This window comes from Hahella sp. HN01 (assembly GCF_018986435.1).
Lineage (GTDB): Bacteria > Pseudomonadota > Gammaproteobacteria > Pseudomonadales > Oleiphilaceae > Hahella.
Genome location: NZ_JAHMIN010000058.1, coordinates 1 through 18,723, shown reverse-complemented (window position 1 = coordinate 18,723; position 18,723 = coordinate 1). Strand labels below are relative to the sequence as shown.

General features: G+C 53.0%; 16 protein-coding genes. 11 read left to right on the top strand and 5 right to left on the bottom strand.

Annotated elements, in window-relative coordinates:
- Positions 1 to 451 precede the first annotated feature (451 nt).
- From KP814_RS30365 to KP814_RS30350, 4 genes are all read right to left on the bottom strand, one after another.
- Positions 452 to 886: a hypothetical protein gene (locus KP814_RS30365; protein WP_216740303.1), complete on the bottom strand. Its 435-nt coding sequence runs from the start codon at positions 884 to 886 to the stop codon at positions 452 to 454.
- Positions 883 to 1,275: a hypothetical protein gene (locus KP814_RS30360; protein WP_216740302.1), complete on the bottom strand. Its 393-nt coding sequence runs from the start codon at positions 1,273 to 1,275 to the stop codon at positions 883 to 885. The genes KP814_RS30365 and KP814_RS30360 overlap by 4 nt, the downstream gene beginning before the upstream one ends.
- 163 nt (positions 1,276 to 1,438) lie before the next feature.
- Positions 1,439 to 2,380 carry a hypothetical protein gene (locus tag KP814_RS30355; protein WP_216740301.1) on the bottom strand — a complete coding sequence of 314 codons (942 nt, stop codon included), beginning with the start codon at positions 2,378 to 2,380 and terminating at the stop codon, positions 1,439 to 1,441.
- A gap of 229 nt (positions 2,381 to 2,609) precedes the next feature.
- Positions 2,610 to 3,452: an ADP-ribosylglycohydrolase family protein gene (locus tag KP814_RS30350; RefSeq protein ID WP_216740300.1), complete on the bottom strand. Its 843-nt coding sequence runs from the start codon at positions 3,450 to 3,452 to the stop codon at positions 2,610 to 2,612.
- A 178-nt stretch (positions 3,453 to 3,630) separates the two neighbouring features.
- Here KP814_RS30350 and KP814_RS30345 point away from each other — a divergent pair, with 178 nt between their 5' ends.
- The 10 genes from KP814_RS30345 (at position 3,631) to KP814_RS30300 (ending at position 16,563) form a co-directional block, all read left to right on the top strand.
- Positions 3,631 to 4,995, top strand: coding sequence for a TolC family protein (locus KP814_RS30345; protein ID WP_216740299.1), 1,365 nt, complete (start codon positions 3,631 to 3,633; stop codon positions 4,993 to 4,995).
- Entirely contained in the window at positions 4,992 to 6,194 is a 1,203-nt protein-coding gene (locus KP814_RS30340; RefSeq protein ID WP_216740298.1) for an efflux RND transporter periplasmic adaptor subunit, read from the top strand. The genes KP814_RS30345 and KP814_RS30340 overlap by 4 nt, the downstream gene beginning before the upstream one ends.
- Positions 6,191 to 9,376, top strand: coding sequence for an efflux RND transporter permease subunit (locus KP814_RS30335; RefSeq protein WP_216740297.1), 3,186 nt, complete (start codon positions 6,191 to 6,193; stop codon positions 9,374 to 9,376). Before KP814_RS30340 ends, KP814_RS30335 begins: the two co-directional genes overlap by 4 nt.
- Before the next feature lie 16 nt (positions 9,377 to 9,392).
- Positions 9,393 to 10,094: a response regulator transcription factor gene (locus KP814_RS30330; RefSeq protein WP_216740296.1), complete on the top strand. Its 702-nt coding sequence runs from the start codon at positions 9,393 to 9,395 to the stop codon at positions 10,092 to 10,094.
- A complete protein-coding gene (locus tag KP814_RS30325; RefSeq protein ID WP_216740295.1) occupies positions 10,091 to 11,392 on the top strand; it encodes a HAMP domain-containing sensor histidine kinase in 1,302 nt (433 codons plus the stop codon). Before KP814_RS30330 ends, KP814_RS30325 begins: the two co-directional genes overlap by 4 nt.
- Before the next feature lie 187 nt (positions 11,393 to 11,579).
- Positions 11,580 to 12,821: an EAL domain-containing protein gene (locus KP814_RS30320; RefSeq protein WP_216740294.1), complete on the top strand. Its 1,242-nt coding sequence runs from the start codon at positions 11,580 to 11,582 to the stop codon at positions 12,819 to 12,821.
- A 123-nt stretch (positions 12,822 to 12,944) separates the two neighbouring features.
- Positions 12,945 to 14,126, top strand: coding sequence for an NAD(P)/FAD-dependent oxidoreductase (locus KP814_RS30315; RefSeq protein WP_216740293.1), 1,182 nt, complete (start codon positions 12,945 to 12,947; stop codon positions 14,124 to 14,126).
- Positions 14,127 to 14,187: 61 nt separating this feature from the next.
- A complete protein-coding gene (locus KP814_RS30310; RefSeq protein WP_216740292.1) occupies positions 14,188 to 14,637 on the top strand; it encodes a hypothetical protein in 450 nt (149 codons plus the stop codon).
- 684 nt (positions 14,638 to 15,321) lie between these two features.
- The gene (locus KP814_RS30305; RefSeq protein ID WP_216740291.1) at positions 15,322 to 15,720 is read left to right on the top strand and encodes a hypothetical protein; all 399 of its coding nucleotides are present in this window, start codon (positions 15,322 to 15,324) and stop codon (positions 15,718 to 15,720) included.
- 234 nt (positions 15,721 to 15,954) lie between these two features.
- Positions 15,955 to 16,563: a BRCT domain-containing protein gene (locus KP814_RS30300; protein WP_216740290.1), complete on the top strand. Its 609-nt coding sequence runs from the start codon at positions 15,955 to 15,957 to the stop codon at positions 16,561 to 16,563.
- A gap of 71 nt (positions 16,564 to 16,634) precedes the next feature.
- Here KP814_RS30300 and KP814_RS30295 read toward each other — a convergent pair whose 3' ends face one another.
- Positions 16,635 to 17,330, bottom strand: coding sequence for a hypothetical protein (locus tag KP814_RS30295; protein WP_216740289.1), 696 nt, complete (start codon positions 17,328 to 17,330; stop codon positions 16,635 to 16,637).
- A 167-nt stretch (positions 17,331 to 17,497) separates the two neighbouring features.
- On the opposite strand from KP814_RS30295, the gene KP814_RS30290 reads away from it, so the two are divergent.
- Positions 17,498 to 18,268, top strand: a complete 771-nt coding sequence (locus tag KP814_RS30290) for a macro domain-containing protein (RefSeq protein ID WP_216740288.1) — start codon at positions 17,498 to 17,500, stop codon at positions 18,266 to 18,268.
- Positions 18,269 to 18,723: the final 455 nt, after the last annotated feature.

Below are 18,723 nucleotides of genomic sequence, written 5' to 3'. Positions count from 1 at the left end.
CTCTCGACGAGGATCAGAAAGGCTGGAGAAATGGTGTTTAACGCCGTCAATTAAAGAAGAACCCATAACAGTCCTTATTAGGGGAGAAAAATGGGCGTACTCTATGGATTTACTGTCTACTATTCAACCACATAGTGCGATTTGCCTGGATGGAGGCGAAAGTTCCTCATAAAAAATGCAGCATTAGCCTCTGGTGCAGCATAGAATTCTTCTATGTTAATAGTGTCGTTTGTGTTGTTTTTAATAATGATATTGGTAGGAGCTGCTCCTCTGATCGAGTAGGAGTAGTCGAAGCAGCAGCCGGATGAAATAGTTAGCAGTACGATAATTGTTAAAAGCTTTTTCATGATAAATATTTTATGGAGTCATCCATGTTTGTCTTTACATGTCGATTTCAGTAGGTTTTAGACTGCGAAATGGGTTAGTAACCCCGCGTATGATGCAATGAAAATTATCGAGATACTCGCTTTCCTTCATACTGATCAGATGGATTAGAGTTTAGGTAGCTGCAATCATCAATGATTATTGTGGTCAGCCAGTATTTTTCTGATTGCTCAAGCCTGAAGTTTACGCCTGGGGCTGGCTGTTTCTCTGCGCTTCCGCAAGCGCCTACGATGTAAAACTTCTTCGCCATAATGGCGTCATAGGAAGTGACCGTCATTTGTATTATTTTTGACTCTTCGCCGGGAGATAAAGTCATACTTCCAACTGAAAAAGCGGCATCTGCATCTTCTGACGCAAAAAAGCTATTGATATATACCTTGTTATTTGTGCTGTTTCTAATTATTACGTTAGCAGGGAATAAGCCGCTGTGTATGTATGATTCGCCAGTGCAGCAGCCAAACAAAGCGATGGGGAACATACTGATTAAAGCTAATTTTCTCATTTCGAAAATGACTCGCAGCTATCTATTACGACCAGTGCATATTCCTTCCCGGCTGACGCTTCGACTCTGAAACGATTCCCTGGCGCTTCATCATTGTCAAATTCGCCACAAGATCCGCTTATGAAAAAGTACTGATCCGAAATGGCCTTGTAACCTCGCCTGGTGATATTGATGGTATCCGTTTCTTCATTTGGGCGTAGGGATTGTCCAGGTATGGAAAAACCTGCGACTTCGGTGTCGAAGTTATATAGAAGTCTTATATTAACCCGGTAATCTGTTTTATTGATTACGACTAAGTCTGCAGGGACAAAGCTGTCATGCTGAAGTTGACCATCGAAGCAACACCCGTAGGCAGTCATGGAGTATAAAATAAAGAGAAGTTTTTTCATGGCGGCGCTTGATAGGAAGAGTCGCGATCTATTGCTGCATTTTTCAGGCTACATAAATTGGTTAGCTAAAAGAATAGAGCGTAGAGTCTAGCCTGAAAAATCGAAGACAAGGGACTTGCACAGCCCCTTGCACTTATTAATTACTCAACTGTTTATAACGATTCTATATCCGCTCAACTTCTACACCGATACCCATATGGTCGGTGATGGCTACGGCTTCCCAGCTTTGGTGGCTGGTGGGAGCGAACTGAGAAAGGTAGATCAGGCGATTGACCCTAACTGATTGGGTATTGTAAACCGCCACGTCGTATTTTTTGGTTCCCGTGCTGTTGGTGCCTTGAAACTCTCTATTGTGAGCGTCGAAGGGTTGTATCGATGAGCCTGTGTGCGCATCAGCGAAGGTTTGTCCCAGGGCTTCGCTGACTACGGTGTGGGTAAAGTCGTTACTTCCCTGGTTGGTGTCGCCCATGATGATGTCGATAACCCCTGCGTTGCTTTGCAGTAATTGGTTGCGAATGGCGCCGTAAAATACCTTGGCTGCGTCTGCTGATTTGGCGACTGAGTTGGGGACGTGTACGAAGACCGCCAGGACGCCGTAGCTCTTTATGGCGATCCAACCCTGGCCGTCGCCCACGAAGCGATGCTGGCTGTTATTGGTGGCGTGCACACTGAAGCAGTTACATGCTTTGGCGGGCGTCGACGTTTTGAATATCGGGCCGGCGCTATTTTTCAGTGTGGCCCATTCTGCATGCTCGCTGTTCAATTCTCCAAAAACCATCAGGTCGCAACTCTGTCCGAAAGCTTGGCCTAAATGTTGATGATTCAAGCGCGCCTTGCCTTCCACCAGGCTCCGAAAGGAAGCGTTATCGTGCTGTCCTTTATTCATTTTCCCTGCTGACGCCGTAGAAATCATCTGGGAAGGGCCATGAAGCAGTTCATGCGGTTCGACGTTGGGATTCGTCGGCGGCACCAGCAGCCAGGGCCCCTGATGATTAGTAGCGGAATGATCGTGAGTCATCCGTGTAAAGTGTTGCGAGTTTGATGCGCTGACGCCATGGTCGCTACTGGCGTTGGAGTTTAACGACTGATATGCAAAGACTGGCATGTCCTGTTACCACTTACTGTGTGCATTTGAGATTGTTTGAAACAGTATGAAGGGCAGGGAGAGGCAATCTTTGGCGCGTACTCCGTTACACTTTATCCGTTTCATGTGAGCCGACATTTATGCTTTTCAAGCGATTGATATGCAATGAAAAAATAACGAAAAGCCGCCGTGCGTCACATAATAATTCGTTAGGCTTACGCCTGAGTGTTCGGTCAGGCGTAAGCGACTTTTATTTCACCCGCGCCATCAGCTTGTTATCCAGCGTTGCGATGTAATCATAGCCGTATGCGCCTCTTTCCAAGTTGTCGTAAAGCGACTGTGAAAGGTTTTTGTCTACTTCTTTCGAGCACGCGGCCGCAGCCAGGGCGATAGTGGCGACGGTGTCCGTATCCCCCGTGTAAGCGATGCATTTAAGCAGAATGGACTTGAGGTCGTTTTCCGCTATGACCGCCGTGATGGCGGCGCGAGAGGAATCCACGCCCAAGGCGCCGACTTTACCTTTCCAGGGGACATTCCAGTCGCCGGGGACTTTGGAGGCGATGTATTCGCCAAGGTCCTGTTTCGGGCCGAGGTCGTAAATGAAATAGTGCGTCATCAAAGCGGCGGCGAGGGCGGCATTTACGCCGAGCGGGGTGTTATGGGTGACTTTCGCCTGTAGCGCGCAGTATTCGATGACTTGCTTCTCATCCGCCAGGACGCCGATGGGACTGGCGCGCATGGCGGCTCCACTTTTCTCGCTGTCGGGTTTGATGCGCGCCAGAAATTCCTCCGCCGTCTCTACGCTACAGAGAAAATCATAGAAGCCTTTGGCGTAACCCTCCCTCTGATCACGCTTGAAAGCGTTAAGAAAGTAGCCGGCGAGAATAGTCTCGTTCCAGTGCTGTTCTGCGATTAGGGCTTCCGCTACGGCGATCGCCATTTGAGCGTCGTCGGTGTACTGGCCCGGCAGAATAGTGGTGTGTCGCTGGTGTTGGATGTACTGCTCGCCGAAGTTGTTCTCGCGCACAATCTTGTTGGAAGCGTATTCGAAACCAGCGCCGTAAGCGTCGCCGATAGCGAGTTCTAATAACATGTTGAATCCTTCTGCTTATTCGAAAAAGGCTTGATCAATCGCTGCAACGATGAATCTGATCGGCTTTGGCGGCGCATCCGCTATTTCTGCGGTATCCACGCCAGCGTTAACCGGCCGTTAACCCGTTTCCCGATAGGATGTCGCCATTGTCGTATCAATCATATCGGGGTCGACGAAATTGTCCGTAGTACTTCAATTCAAACGATGCATTATTCCAGCGCTGCTGCTGTCGTTGACCGCCTGCAGTTTGACGCCGGTTAAGCAGGCAAGCAACCTGGAAAATATAGAAACCCCCGCCGCCTGGGATCAGTCGCTGGGTGAGGGCGTCTCGCTGGAGAGTCTGACAGACCTGATTGCCGACGCACAATTACAAGGCCTGTTGCAAGAGGCCATGCAGGCCAATCCTGACTTGCGTCAGACGGCGCTGCGCTTGCGTGAAAGCGGGTTCAGTCTGACGGCGCAGAACGCTTCCCGCATACCCGAAGTGTCCGCCAGCGCCAAGGGCGAGCGCTCAGGAAGTGACGAGGTGGACGCCCACAGCACCTACTCGGCCGGCTTGAACCTGTCCTGGGAACTGGATACCTGGGGGCGTCTCAGCGATCAAAGCAACGCTGCGCGTGAAGACTATGCCGCCGCGGAAGAAGACTTGAACGCCGCTAAAGCCTCCCTGGCGGCGCAGGTAATGCAAACCTGGATTGCTTTGTCCGCTGATCAGAGCCGGCTGGCTATTCAGCAGGCGCGTATAGACAGCCTGCAACTCACCGAAACCACCATCCTGGAGCGGTTTCAGAGCGGACTTGGCGACCTCGCCGATCTGGATGCGGCGCGTTTATCCACCGCCAACGCCAAGGCTCAGCTGGAACAACTGAGCCAAACCTATCATGACCGCCTGCGTACGCTGAATGTGCTTTTAGGACGGTTGCCGCAAACGCCGAATCAAACCGCGGAAACCCTGCCGGAGGTGACGTTGCCCCAGGCGGACACGCCTATGCAGGTGATCGGCGCGCGGCCGGATTTGCAGGCCGCCTATCGTCGAATTCTGGCGGAAGACGCTCGCGCCAGCGCAGCCTACAAGAACCTGCTGCCTGGTTTTTCCCTGTCCGCTTCTTTATCCGACAGTGGAGAACGTGTGAGCGACCTGTTCCAGCAAAGTCCGGCCTGGAGCCTGCTTGGCTCAATGACGGCGCCTTTGTTTAACGGAGGAAAAATCAAAGCTAATGCAGACGCGCAGGCCAGTGTGGCTGAGCGGGCGTGGTGGAACTATCGGGACACCCTGCTGAACGCTCTCAATGAAGTGGAGAGCGCATTGGAAAGCGAACGTCGCTTGAGCGCGCAGCAAACTCACTATCAAAGCGCCAGGGAGCACGCCGAATCCAGCCTCAGCCACTATCAGGAGTTGTACTCCCAGGGGCTGGCGGACATCACTGATCTTCTGCAGGCGCAGCGCAGCCTGTTCGACGCCCAGACCCAGCTGCTGGAGACGCGCCGTGACCGTATGAGTAACCGAATTACACTGGGCCTGGCCCTTGGACTGACACTATGAACGCCATCGTAAAACCCTCTCCCGAAGACGCGGCCCATAGCGCTGCAAATGCTGACGCCAAAGCTCGCCGACGCAGAAAAGCCTGGGTGTCTCTGCTGGCGCTGACGACGATTCCACTGGCGCTGTGGGCGACCGCCTACGCCATCAACAACAAGCCGGCGCCGATGCAGAGCGAAAAGCATCAGAGTCTGCCCGCGGTGACGGTGATTGAAAGCACCCCTGGCGCTTATCCCTACCAGCTCAGGTTGAACGGGGAAGCGACGCCGGAATATGAGCTGAAACTAAAAGCGGACGTGGCCGGCAAAGTGACTGAAGTGGGAAAAGTATTCACCGCAGGAGCGCACGTCACCAAAGGGGAATTACTGTTCGTTATCGACGCCACCGATTATCGCGCAGCGCTCGCCAGCGCCAGGCAGACGCTCGCCGAAGCCGATTACGCGTTGCAGCAGGAGCAGCGCGAGGCCGAACAGGCGGAAAGAGACTGGAAGCGTTCCGGCATTAAAACGCCGGCGTCGGATTTAACCTTGCATAAACCGCAACTGGCCAGCGCCAAAGCCAAGTTCGAAGCCGCTCAGGCGGCGGTGGAGCAGGCGAGTAACAATCTGGCGCGCACCCGGGTCGTTGCGCCATTCGCCGGCGTGGTGGTCAGCCGTAGCGTCGCTTTGGGGGATTATGTCAACGTAGGCGCGGAAGCCGGAACTCTGTATTCCGTCGAGGCGGTACAGGTGCGCCTGTCCCTGACCCATCACCAGTGGGGAATGTTGCAGCAGGACTTGCCGGAAACAGTCACCCTGCGCTCCATAGAAGAGGACGGCGCCGCCTGGAGCGCCCAGGTGGTGGGGCTGGATAATTATATCGACGCTTCCACACGTCTGCGGGGGCTGCTGGTGGAGGTCAAGCAGCCGTTGCAGCAGGAAACTGCATTGCTGCCAGGCGCGTTTGTGGAAGCGGAGATTCGCGGCGCCGATATGGACAACGTGTTGAAAGTGCCGGCGTCTGCGGTGACCGCAGGCGGCTATCTGTGGTACGTGGATCAGGACGACAAGCTGGCGCGGGAAACGCCGGACATTCTGTTCACTGGCGACGATTCTATCTATGTGAAAGCGGAAAGCGCCGCCACCCTGGCGGTGGTGCGTAATCCTTTGGCCGGCTACGCGCCGGGCGCGCAGGTTCACCCTGTGCGGGAGACGGCGCAATGAGTTCCAAACAGTTTAACGCGGGCGGGGGTTGGGTCGCCTGGTTCGTGCGCAATCCCGTCGCCGCCAACTTGCTGATGGCGGTGATTCTGCTGGCTGGCGTAGTGACCGCATTTGAATTGCGCAAGGAAGGCTTTCCCTCCTTGCCGCCGGATGAAGTCACCGTCAGCGTCAGCTACTCAAGCGGCTCCGCCAAAGCAGCGGAAGAGGGCGTCGCCATCAAGATCGAAGAAGCCTTGCAGAGCGTGCAGGGCATCAAGCAGATCACCAGTAAATCCTCCACCTCGTCGGTGACGGTGACGATTGAGAAAGAAAGCGACTACGACCTCGATAAGCTCAATCAGGACGTCAAAATCCGCGTGGACGCCATCAAGAATCTGCCGGAGGCGGCGGAAAAGCCGGTCATCAGCCAGGCGGAGCATGTGGATCACGCCATTTGGGCGCAGCTTTATGGCGATGCGGACCAGGACGTGCTGCAGGATCTGGCGGAGCAGCTGCGCGATGAACTGCTCGCGGATGCGGAAATCAAGCGCGTGACCACCTATGGCGATCGCACGCCGGAAATTACTGTCGAGATCAGTGAAAGCCGGTTGCAGGCCTATGGTCTGACGCTCTCCGATGTGGCCGCCGCCATCAACGGCTCTTCACTGATTCGCAGCGGTGGCGAATTACGCAGCGCGGACGGTTATATGGTCATCAAGGCCGATGATCAGAAATACCGCCGCCGCGACTTTGAAAGCATCGTGGTGAAGGAGCAGCTCAATGGCGCGCGCGTCACTCTGGGGGACGTCGCTCAGATCAATGACGCCTATGACGATACGCCGGTGCTGTCCCGTTTCAACGGCGAGCCCTCCATCGCACTGAAAGTGGAGATGATCGGCGATTCCGACATCATGAAAGTCTCTGAGCGTGCGGAACAGATTACCGAAGCGTTTCGTGAAAACCTGCCGCAAGGCGTTTCCAGCGCAACCTGGTATGACAAAAGCAGCGCCATCGCTGATCGCTTGAACCTGATGTACAAAAACAGTTTCCAGGGAATTCTGCTGGTGCTGGTTCTGCTGGCGTTGTTTTTGAACTTCCGTGTGGCCCTGTGGGTCGCCGCTGGTATTCCGATTTCCATTGCCGGCGCCGTATTTCTGATGGGGGACGGTCTGTCCGCCATGACTATCAATTCGCTCACGACCTTTGGTTTCATCATGGCGCTGGGTATCGTGGTGGATGACGCGGTGGTGATTGGCGAAAGCATTCATACCGAGCAAAGCCAGCGCGGCACCAATGTGGCCAGCACCATCCGCGGCGTACAGCGGGTGTTGGTTCCCGCCACCTTTGGCGTGTTGACCACCATTGTGGCGTTCGCCGGCCTGCAACTGGTGGAAGGCAAGATGGGGCAGCTGTTCGCCCAGTTCGGCATCGTGGTGATCTTCTGTCTGGTGTTTTCTCTGATTGAGTCCAAGCTGATTTTGCCGGCTCACTTGGCCCATGTGCGGGAAAAGAAAAAGCAGGGACGTAAGCACTTCGCCGCGCGCTGGCTGGAGGCGGTGCAGGAGAAAGTACGATTGGGCCTGGAGCACTTCACCCATCGCTACTATCGCCGCGCCTTGCATGTGCTTTTGGAATACCGTTACGCCACGCTGGCGGCGATGCTGGCGTTGTTTATCGTCGTCGCGGGGCTGATACCCGCCGGCGCGGTGCGCTTCGTGTTCTTCCCCAATGTGCCGGGAGATGTCATCAACGTGCAATTGACCATGCAGGACGATGTCGGATACGGACTGACCCAGCGCGAGGCGCTGCGTATTGAGCAGGCGGCGCAGGATCTGAACGCTGAGTTAATCGAGTCGAAGCAGATGGAAACGCCGATCATCGCCAACCTGCAGGTGAGGGTGGCGTCGGAAACTGACGTGTCCATCACTGCGGAACTGGCGGAACAGAAGCAGCGCGCACTGAGCATCGACGAAGTGGCGGCCCTGTGGCAGAAGAAAGTCGGCGCAGTAGAGGGCGCGCGGTCAGTGAAGTTCATCACTGCGTTTGATGGACCGGAAGACCTGCGCGTTGAGCTGGCTTCCAATGACAACCACACCCTGACCCTGGCCAACGACAGACTGATCGCCGCGCTGCAAGAATACGCCGGGGTGGAGAATATGGAGAGCACCCTCAAGGTCGGTCAGCCGCAGATTACGCTGTCGCTGACTGATTCCGGGCGCGCGCTGGGATTGACTACGGCGCAGTTGTCCGCCCAGGTGCAGCAGAACTTTCAGGGGTATGAAGCGCAGAGCTTTCAACGGGGCAAGGACGAAGTGAAAGTGAAGATTCGTTATCCCTCCAGTGATCGCAGTCATGTGGACGATCTGGTCAACGCCCGCGTGCGCACTGATGACGGACGCGTGCTGCCGCTGCTGAGCGTGGCGAAACTGGAGTCTTCCTATGTCGCCAACGAAATCACCCGGGTGGACCGCAAGCAGGTGGCGGTGGTGACGGCGGATGTAGACAAAAACATTACCTCGCCTCAGGAAATTCTCACGGCGTTGCAGAGCGGCGAGCTGCGTAAACTGCAACTGGATTACCCGGGCCTGACGGTCAATTTCGGCGGCGAAGCGACGGAACAGGCGGAAACCAGCGCCTCCTTCATCAAGGCGTTCGCCCTGGCGTTGTTCGGCATTTATGCGCTGCTGGCGATTCCCCTGCGCTCATACGGGCAGCCCTTGATCATCATGACCGCCATTCCGTTTGGCGTGGTGGGAGCGATTCTGGGTCATTGGATGGTGGGCATCTCTATGAGTCTGCTGTCTCTGTTTGGCGTGTTGGCGTTATCCGGCGTCGTGGTGAACGACAGTTTGCTGATCGTGGCGGAATTCAATGAAGCGCGCCAGAGCGGCATGGCGGTCAAAGAGGCGGTGAAGCACGCCTGCGCCAGCCGTTTGCGCGCCATCTTGCTGACTTCCAGCACTACTTTCGTAGGACTGGCCCCATTGATATATGAAACGTCCGTACAGGCGCAATTTCTCATCCCGGCGGCGGTGGCGCTGGGATACGGTATACTTTTCGCAACGGTCATCACTTTGGTGTTGATCCCGGTATTGCTGGCTATCAGTGAGGATATGCGCAGCCTGATTGGCGGACGACGCCATGAGGCGGGCGACAACGGCGCGGCCAGTACGGTTTTGGGCGCGCCCGATGAAGCGGTTTGATGATGGGAAAAAGACTATGAGCGGCCATTTGCGAGTGCTGCTGGTGGAGGACGATATCGATCTGGCCACCACCGTGCTGGATTATCTGGCGCTGGAGAACATGAGTTGCGATCACGCAGCTAATGGCGTGGCGGGATTTAATCTTGCGCGGGCCAACGCTTACGATGTGATGCTGCTGGATATCAATATGCCGCGCATGAACGGGTTGGCCATGTGTCGCAAACTGAGAGAAGAGGGCGTGGATACCCCGGTGCTCATGCTCACCGCGCGAGACACCCTGGACGACAAGGTGGAAGGCTTTCGCGCCGGCACTGATGATTATCTGGTGAAGCCGTTCGCCTTTGCAGAGTTGATTGTGCGTTTGCAGGCGTTGTCCCGCCGCCGCAGCGGCCAGGCGCGTTTGCTGACGGTAGGGCCGTTGCAGATGGATCTGGACCAGCGGCAGGTGCGGCGAGAGGGCAAGGCGTTAACGCTAACGCCTACAGGCTGGCAGTTGCTGGAAAAGCTGATGCGGCACAGCCCGGGCGTGGTGAGCAAGAGCGATCTGGAACAGTTGTTATGGCCGGATTCGCCGCCGGACAGCAATGCATTCAAAGTGCATTTATACAAACTGCGCATGGCGGTGGACAAACCCTTCGCCAGCGCGCTGATTCATACCGTGCCGGGGCAGGGCGTCCGTTGCGGCGAGGCGGAGCGCGATGGAGAGGAGGCGGTTTGAAGTTCGCTAAAGAGTTCGGCGTCAGACGGGTTTTCCGCTATTACCTGCTGGGGATCGCGACCCTGATTGTGATCATCTACACCTTGTTGCTGAAAGAGTATTTCGGGCGCGGTCTGGAGCAGGCAATGACGGTGGAGATGTACTTTCTGGCTCAGGATTACGATCAGCGTCTCGCCAATAATCCTGAGGCGGAATTGCCGTCAGGTCTGTATGTGCAGTCTTATCGGGACTGGTCTGCGGTGCCTGAGCCCTATCAATCGCGGCTTGATCAGTCCGAATTGGTTTCCGCCGATCTGGAAGTCCTGTTTCGCAATGAAACCTCGGAGCCAAAAGCTCCGGGGGACATCTACTTCCTGTTTCCCTTTCATCTGTCGAACGACGAATGGCTCTACATCACCCGGCATCCTACGCCGGGCGCGCTGCAGCATGACGTACGCCATCAGATCTGGCGCATTCGCGTGAGTCAGATCATTCTGGCGCTTGCGGTGATCCTCAGCGTTATCATTCTCACGCATCTGTTTTTGCTGTATGTGGGGCGACGTGTAGACCGTTTGGCGCACTGGGCGCATAACCTGAATCTGGATACCCTGACGGAAAAACCGCCGCAGATGGGCTTTGCGGAATTTTCGGATATCGCCGAGAAGCTGCACAGCGCCTTCGCACGATTGCGCACTGCTCTGCAGCGGGAGAAGGATTTTCTACGGCACGCCAGTCATGAGCTGCGTACGCCTATCGCGGTGGTGCGCAACAATGTCGAGCTGCTGCAACGCCGCAATCCGCCGGAAGAACTGACCCCGTCGCTGGCGCGTATCGAGCGCGCCGCCTATGGCATGCAAAGCATGACGGAAACGCTTCTGTGGTTGGGACGGGAGCAGCGGGAAGGGGCGCCCCGTCGCGACGAGGACTTGGCGGCGGCGATTCGCGAGCAGATCGATTTCCACCGTTATCTGCTGCACAGCAAGCAGGTGTCCGTCACTTTGGATGCGCCGGGCACATGGGTGACGCCGATAGCCATCACGCCCTGGACCATCATCTCCGCCAATCTGGTTCGCAATGCGTTTCAGCACACTGCAGCGGGCTCCGTCACTGTGACTCTGAGTGAGAACAGCTTGGTTGTTCTCAACATTGACGAAGAGGTGGATGGGCCCTCTGAAGCTACAGAGCGGGAGGAAAGTAACCGCATAGGACTCAAACTATGCCAGGAAATTGCGGAAGCCATGGCCTGGTCGCTGCAAATCGATCGCCGACCGGATGGGATGCGAGTGGAACTCAGGTTTGAAGAGGCGCGGATTAAATAGAGTTTATTTTTCCCCGGATGTTGGAGCGCCGCCTTGCAATATGGATGTTACAAGGTATAAATTGCCCAGACAGCGTGGCAGTTACTAAAGTACACCTAAATATTCAAACCTTTACAGTAGGTTATGATCAAATGGCCTAACCTAATCGGCTGTACTACTGGCCTCCTTCTTTACTTTCGGAGTAAAAATGGATTCGGTTGCGAAGCGCATATCGAGTTTGGGGACAAACCTCGATGGAGTCCCAAACGAGCCCTGTGACGGGGTCCAACCAGAACGTAATCAGTACCTCCCTTTTTTTCAGCCTATCGTCGATATTAATCGGGGAATGGTGGCGGGTTATGAGGCTTTAGCGCGCATTCGCCGCGATGACGGCGCAGTGATGTCCGCCGGGCCCTTATTCTCCGATCCCGGCGTTGATCGACGGCGGCTTTTGAATATTGACCGCATGGTGCGCAAGCAGGCGCTAGAAACCGCTCAAACCCTCCCTTCCGATTGTTTCCTCACTCTCAACATTTCCCCCGAATGGATGCGCAAAAACTGCGACGAAGAGCAGGTTCCCACGATCCGCATGATTCATGAAGCCGGCATTGATCCGCAGCGTGTGGTGGTAGAGTTTACCGAGAACGGCGGCGACGAGGCCGCGCTGGTGGAGCAGGTGGCTGAATACCGGCGCGCGGGCATGCGAATCGCCATTGATGATTTCGGCGCCGGATATTCGCAATTGAACCGCATCATTTCTCTGGAGCCGGATCTTATTAAGCTGGATATGCGTCTGTTCAAGCGCGCGGCGCGAGGGGGTATTTCCGGTGAAGTAGTGCAGTCCGTGGGTTACCTGGCGGAGCGTGCGGGCAGTCAGATCATCTGCGAAGGGGTGGAGACGGAAGATGAGTTCCGTTTCGCCATGGAATGCGGCGCCCGTTATATTCAGGGTTACATCTTCAATCCCGCGCTGGAGCGTTTTTTGGCGCCGGACGCGCCGCAGTCGAAAGTCGGTATGTTGTTGGAGAGCTTTATCCATCGCAAAGTGGAAGAGGAGCGCCGACACATTTACTACATCCATCAGATGGAAAAATGCGTGCTCGATATCAAGGACTGCGTGTTGCGCAATGAGAACTTTGTCGGCGCGCTGCCGCAACCGCCGGAAGGCTTCCTGCGTTTTTATATCTGCGACCACACCGGAGTGCAAATCACGCCCAACTTTGATTGGGACGGCGCTGAATGGTTACAGCATATGGGCAATCAAGGGGTCAACTGGGCGGCCAGACCTTATTTCTATCAGATGTTGGCGATTGAGCGTCTGTTGCAACGGCGAGTCATCAATTCGCGACCGTATCGGGACACCAACTCCGGCTTTTTGTGCCAGACCATCAGTACGGTGCTGGACAGCGAACGCACCTTGTTGGCGGATATTCGTTACCTGTGCCAATAGAAAAGGCGTTCACTCGCCTTTGCGTTAGTTCATACCTTGCCAAGACTACATAAATAAATTCGTCGACAGAGTCTGAGAGGCATACAATGCGCTGGTTTGCAGACAGTCAGTGTGGAGTCTTTCGTGGTTGAAAAAGTAGATGTGGTCATAATCGGCGCCGGCGCCGCTGGTTTGATGTGCGCGATCACCGCTGGGTATCGCGGCAGGAAAGTCCTGGTTCTGGATCACGCCAATAAAGCAGGCAAAAAAATTCTTATGTCCGGGGGAGGGCGCTGCAACTTCACCCACCTGAACTCCACTCCGGCCAATTATTTATCCAATAATCCCCATTACTGCATCTCTGCGCTAAGACGCTATACCCCTCAGCATTTTGTGGAGTGGGTGGAGCGCCATGGCATTGAATACCATGAAAAAACGCCTGGGCAGTTGTTTTGCAACGAGAGCAGTAAAGATATTCTCAATATGCTGCTGACCGAATGCGACTGGGCCGGCGCGGAAATTCGTCTGCAGTGCAGCATTGATGCAGTGGAGCAGGACGGTGAGGCCTTCCGTCTGCAAACCTCAAGCGGCGTTATTCAGTGCGAATCCTTGGTGATCGCCAGCGGCGGGCTGTCGATTCCCACGCTGGGCGCATCGCCTTTCGGCTATAAGATCGCGGAACAGTTTGGCCTCAAGGTATTGCCGACTCGGGCGGGGTTAGCGCCTTTCACGCTGCAGCCGGATGATTTGCAGCGCTTTTCGCCGCTGTCCGGCGTCAGTTGCCCGGTCTCCGTCAGCGTTAATGGCGTGACCTTCAAAGAACCCATGCTGTTCACTCATCGTGGCCTGAGCGGCCCCAGCATGCTGCAGATCTCCAGTTTCTGGAAACCTGGTCAGGAACTCTCAATCGATTTGCTGCCGGACGACGACGTGCTGGCGGAGCTGAAAACCTGGCGCCAGGAATCGCCCAATAAACGCCTGGAGACCTATCTCAATGCGAAGCTCCCCAAGCGTGTGGCGCAGATATTCACCGAATGGAAAAACTGGAACGAAACCTTCCAGCAATGCTCCAACCAACGCCTGCAGGAAGTCGCAGACGCTCTGAAAAGCTGGAAAATCAAACCCAACGGCACCGAAGGCTATCGCACCGCCGAAGTCACCCTGGGCGGCGTCGACACTGACTGCCTCTCCTCCAAAACCATGGCCGCCAAAGACATCCCCAACCTCTACTTCATCGGCGAAGTCGTCGACGTCACCGGCCACCTGGGCGGCCACAACTTCCAATGGGCCTGGGCGTCTGGGTTTGCGGCGGGTGGGGAAGTCTAAGAATGGCCTGCTTTTGGAAAACGTGTTTCCAATAGAGTCATCAGCCAATAGGAACCTTGCAATGAGAAAGTGCAGGTTTAGCGGCCTCTTTATTTTGCTTTTAAGTGGATGCGCGATGGTAAACGCAGAGGCTGAAGATGCCTCTGCGAATAAGCCAGAAAAAATATTCGAACTGGAAACCTATAAGGTTCGCCTGATACACGGTGAGTTAGAGATCGATAACGTTTGTCCGAGATTCGAACTTCTGGGCGCAAGTGGGAGTGATGTAATCCAGTCTATTGACGCCTGTGAGATCAAGCTGGACGGCTATCGAACGCTTGATGCAAGAACAGACTTCAGCTTTATAGAGTTTTCCGGATATAAAGCCATGGACGATCAAATAAGCTATGTCGCTGACATGATCATAATGAAAGGCAAAGAAATCGTCGCGAACTGCCATATCTCTCTTGCGGAAAGTAAGCTTGTCCAAGGGGAGTGCTTACCTATTGAACCGCAATCGATCCATCCGTAAACATGCGAGCCCTGCCGTTTACCTGTTCGGCATACCAATCATTGGGGAATGTCAGGTTTGATTAAGTGTCCACACTGTAAAAAGATTAATACCCTTGAGGGGCGAGGTATTAAGGTTGATCCATATACGTGCCGCCATTGCGACAATAAGTCCTACCGCATGCCAGGAGTAACTATTGCAGTGGAATTGGGCGTTACGTTTGTAGGCCTTTATCTGATTTATACATTTTTGAGAGTGGGGCTGGATAGCATTGTATGGCATGCTTTAGGGGCAACTGCGATTCTACTGACGTGTCTCTCTCTTTGGCCTAATTTGAAAGTGTAAAAGTGTAAAAGTGTGAAAGTGTGAAAGCGGAAGACAGAGGTAACAGATGTCTTTGTTTTTGAACTCCATGCTATTGAGAGCAAGCCGTATGATAAGGCTTTGTATTTTTGTATTGGCGACCCTGCTGGCATTTCCATTTTCCGCCTGCGCGCAAACAGTCTTCTCATGGAGGCATGACGGCGTTGTCGTTAACCAAGGGCAAACGCTTCAGACAGAGCTACAAAACGCCTACACAGGATTTGAAACAGACGCAGGGCTCTATCTGGCGGGCTTTAAAATTGATCAGAACGGGGAGAATCACCCCTTCATTATGTTTATCTCCCGGGACCTGAAAGAACGACCAGCTGGCCATTGGAAACGATGGCGAGCCAGCTTTTCGAGTACCAACAAAAACTGTATATGCTGGATGTGGAGGGGAAGGCGTTTCAATTCGAGAGTAATGACTGGCGGCGCGCCAATCTGACATTCAAACCCAACTCAATCATCGTCTCCACCAGCCGGGACATAGTTGCTTGCAACCCTGCGCCATTGACTAAGATCGCCAACGGGACAGGCAGTTGTTATTCACTGTTTAAACAATGGAGTGTGGATGTGAACTGGCGTGCTGCTCAGCCAAAGATTTGCGACGGGGAATTAATTATTCAAGAGCACAAAGACGGCTCGCTCCACTATCTTGCGGTAGATATCGAGTCGGGTAAGTTATTGAAATCTCTTTATACTGAGAAAGCGTTCTCCGGTTTGTGTCAGGTTAGTTTTTGATGGCCTAATCTGGCTTATCTTTACGATCACTGCCTATATTATCAAGCCCACCCAAGACTGACTCATCAGTGTCGTTTTTCATTCTTAACGACAAATTCCGTCTTTACAAAAGTTAGAATTCTATTATCGCGAGTGCAGGGGATAATCTAAATATTATCCATTGGCATATGGCCGTTTCTCAGTTTTAAAAATATTCGCGCCTTAAGTTTCAATCATTTTAGAGAGGGAATATTTATGGATATTTTCACCGAATATAATCTAAATAAAATTAAGGACAGGCAAATAGATACACTGATCGGTCTGAGTAAAGGCATTGTCGCCGATGGAAAGGTTGAGCAGGCGGAAGCGGAGTTTCTGCAAACTTGGCTGGTGCAGAGCAGGAGCGCTTCTGACAATCCAATTATCGTTAACTTGTTAGATAGAGTTAGCGTTATGTTGGAAGACGGTGTTTTGGATGGAGAAGAGTCCTCAGAGCTTCTAAGTGTTCTGAAAAGGATCTCTGGCGATGAGTCTTATCTCGGCGAGGTCGCTAAAGCAACCAGACTGCCTATTATTGAACCTATGCCGCCGATTACTTTTCAGGGACGATCTTTCCTTTTTAGCGGAACCTGTGCGCTTGGGACGCGGGAACAATGCGAGGAAGCGACTGTGGCGCGTGGAGGCAAGATAGCCAAAAACGTTACGAAATCGCTGGATTATCTGGTGATAGGAACCTATGTGAAGGATTGCTGGGTTCATGAAAATTTTGGGCGGAAAATTGAGAAGGCCATGATGTATCGGAATAGTGGCGTTCCCATTGTAATTATTACTGAACAGCACTGGGCTCAGTCAGTATGTATGTAATTGGATGATGGATATGTTGGGTGCAAGGTTGATGAAAGGTTAAATGCGATGGACGCTTTATAAAGATTGTTTCATTGCACCCGATCTTCAGCTGGAAGAAGTTCTACATGTTTTGAAAAAGCCTCTACTATCTGAGGGATTTTTTCTTTGTGCTTAATATTGAGCATCATATAAGTAACGGCTTCATATAGCATGTGGTCGTTGCACTTCTTGAAATCAACGTCGAATTTCCTTTTGATCTTTTTATAGTGATCATCGGTGATGGCGATGCCGTTTATACGGTGCGCCATCGCCATGTTCACATAAGACTCCAGATTGGGGGAAAAGACCATATTCTTCTTGATGTTTTCCGGGAAGTGATCATACGCGGAGATGCCTAATAATTTTCCGACCACTAATTGGTCTATGTTCTGCGTGTCGGGGCAGTCCAATGAGGTCGGTATATACAGATAAAAGCGCTGGCGATTCAGTGGCCAGGGTATGGCCACCAAATGACTGTAAATCTCCGTCACCTCTTTAATTCTTATGAAATCACCGTCAATACTGCCTTCATCGGCGGCGCGTATGGAGCGCGCCAAAGGAAGGTTCACCCACTCGATTCTCCAAGGGGTATCCCGAAAAGCGGCTTCAACGAACCTCTGATAAGGCGCATACAGTTGCGCGATCTCATCGTTCGCTCCGATTCTCAGCACCTCCCGCGTATCTGAAGCGGCGTAGGCGGCTGCTGTTGCGCAGAACCATAACCCTAAAACCGAAAGAACTTTCATAGCATTTTCCACCGAAGCGCATCCTGGTGAATATGGATTGAAGTTTTGCAGGCGTCGCGCATATTCAGTTTAGTAAACTACGCTGGCAATTAAAGCGCGTTAGGTGAGCCGGGTTGAGGGCTGTGGCTAAAGCGGCAAACTCGTTTTACCCATGTGGCCTAGCGCTTATGAGTAGAATAAAAAGCGACTTCGCTAATCAAAACAGCGGAAGCGTGATGGAGATCAAAGAGGAGAGAGTATTCTTGCTTCAGAAAGTATTTCTTATCGATCAGTCTGAAAAGCTGGTAAAGGCATGGAAAGAAGCCTTTAGTGGTTTTGATAACTTTGAAATCATCCAAGGCGACTTTTTCTCAAAGGCAGCCGACGCGATGATCAGTCCGGCGAACAGCTTTGGCATTATGGACGGCGGACTGGATCTGGCGATTCGAAATACGCTTGGCTTTGAAGTGGAGGAAAGAGTGCAGCGACGCATTCTTGACGACTTTCACGGAGAATTAGCCATTGGCTCCTCGGTAATTGTGGGGACGGATAACGCGCGGTGGCCTTATCTGATCTCGGCGCCAACCATGAGGATTCCCGAAGACGTTTCCAACACGCTTAACCCCTATATTGCGTTTCGGGCAGTTCTACTGGCGATAAAAACGCATAACCTTCGTTCTGAGAGAAAGATAAATTCTATTTTGTGCCCCGGTTTAGGAACGGGAATAGGGCGGGTGGAGCCCAGGAAGTGCGCAGCGCATATGAGAGTCGCCACACATCCCTTTCCAAACCAGCGCGAACTCCCAGTTATAACGAAATTCATGAGGTTCATCGGAGGCTTCAAATGGTGGTTTGAAGTAGGGGGGCGGAGGACGTCTCAGACTTCGAGCAAGATGAGATTTCCTTTTTCTAGTTTTAGTAAAAAGCTACTGGTTTTTTCTATGGAGGTGTCGAAGTAAACTGTATTTGACTCCATTCTGTCAGTTTTTCTGTAGTCTGTTTCTCGTATTATTATCCGGTGGCGCCCGACGCTGGCTCTTGCAGAGAAACCATCGATGGGTTGTTTGCCGTCTCTTGTTGAAGGAATATTGCCATCGATATAGATTGAAAACTTATCAGTAATCAGATCTGGATGACGGGCAACAGCAATAGCTATTCTGCATGGATGTGCTTCTAAGTATTGCTTGGTAGACTCCTCAAATAGTTCGTCCTTGGTCTTTCTCTTTTCGACTACCCACATTGTTTTGTTTGTAACGATTCTCCCGTTATTAATCCGGCATCGATATAGGCATTCTATGCCGCATATTTGATGCTTGGGTGGTTAAAGTATTTTTTCACCCTCGAAGGCTTCTTTTGCAACATACACATATGGGATCGAACTTTCTTTTTGAGATCCCCTTTCTTTCGTGCCGGC

Coding starts and splice junctions, on each gene's coding strand:
- KP814_RS30365 (WP_216740303.1), bottom strand. CDS start 886: ATGAGAAAATTAGCTTTAATCAGTATGTTCCCCATCGCTTTGTTTGGC.
- KP814_RS30335 (WP_216740297.1), top strand. CDS start 6,191: ATGAGTTCCAAACAGTTTAACGCGGGCGGGGGTTGGGTCGCCTGGTTC.
- KP814_RS30305 (WP_216740291.1), top strand. CDS start 15,322: ATGGCGAGCCAGCTTTTCGAGTACCAACAAAAACTGTATATGCTGGAT.
- KP814_RS30295 (WP_216740289.1), bottom strand. CDS start 17,330: ATGAAAGTTCTTTCGGTTTTAGGGTTATGGTTCTGCGCAACAGCAGCC.
- KP814_RS30320 (WP_216740294.1), top strand. CDS start 11,580: ATGGATTCGGTTGCGAAGCGCATATCGAGTTTGGGGACAAACCTCGAT.
- KP814_RS30360 (WP_216740302.1), bottom strand. CDS start 1,275: ATGAAAAAACTTCTCTTTATTTTATACTCCATGACTGCCTACGGGTGT.
- KP814_RS30340 (WP_216740298.1), top strand. CDS start 4,992: ATGAACGCCATCGTAAAACCCTCTCCCGAAGACGCGGCCCATAGCGCT.
- KP814_RS30290 (WP_216740288.1), top strand. CDS start 17,498: ATGAGTAGAATAAAAAGCGACTTCGCTAATCAAAACAGCGGAAGCGTG.
- KP814_RS30355 (WP_216740301.1), bottom strand. CDS start 2,380: ATGCCAGTCTTTGCATATCAGTCGTTAAACTCCAACGCCAGTAGCGAC.
- KP814_RS30330 (WP_216740296.1), top strand. CDS start 9,393: ATGAGCGGCCATTTGCGAGTGCTGCTGGTGGAGGACGATATCGATCTG.
- KP814_RS30350 (WP_216740300.1), bottom strand. CDS start 3,452: ATGTTATTAGAACTCGCTATCGGCGACGCTTACGGCGCTGGTTTCGAA.
- KP814_RS30310 (WP_216740292.1), top strand. CDS start 14,188: ATGAGAAAGTGCAGGTTTAGCGGCCTCTTTATTTTGCTTTTAAGTGGA.
- KP814_RS30300 (WP_216740290.1), top strand. CDS start 15,955: ATGGATATTTTCACCGAATATAATCTAAATAAAATTAAGGACAGGCAA.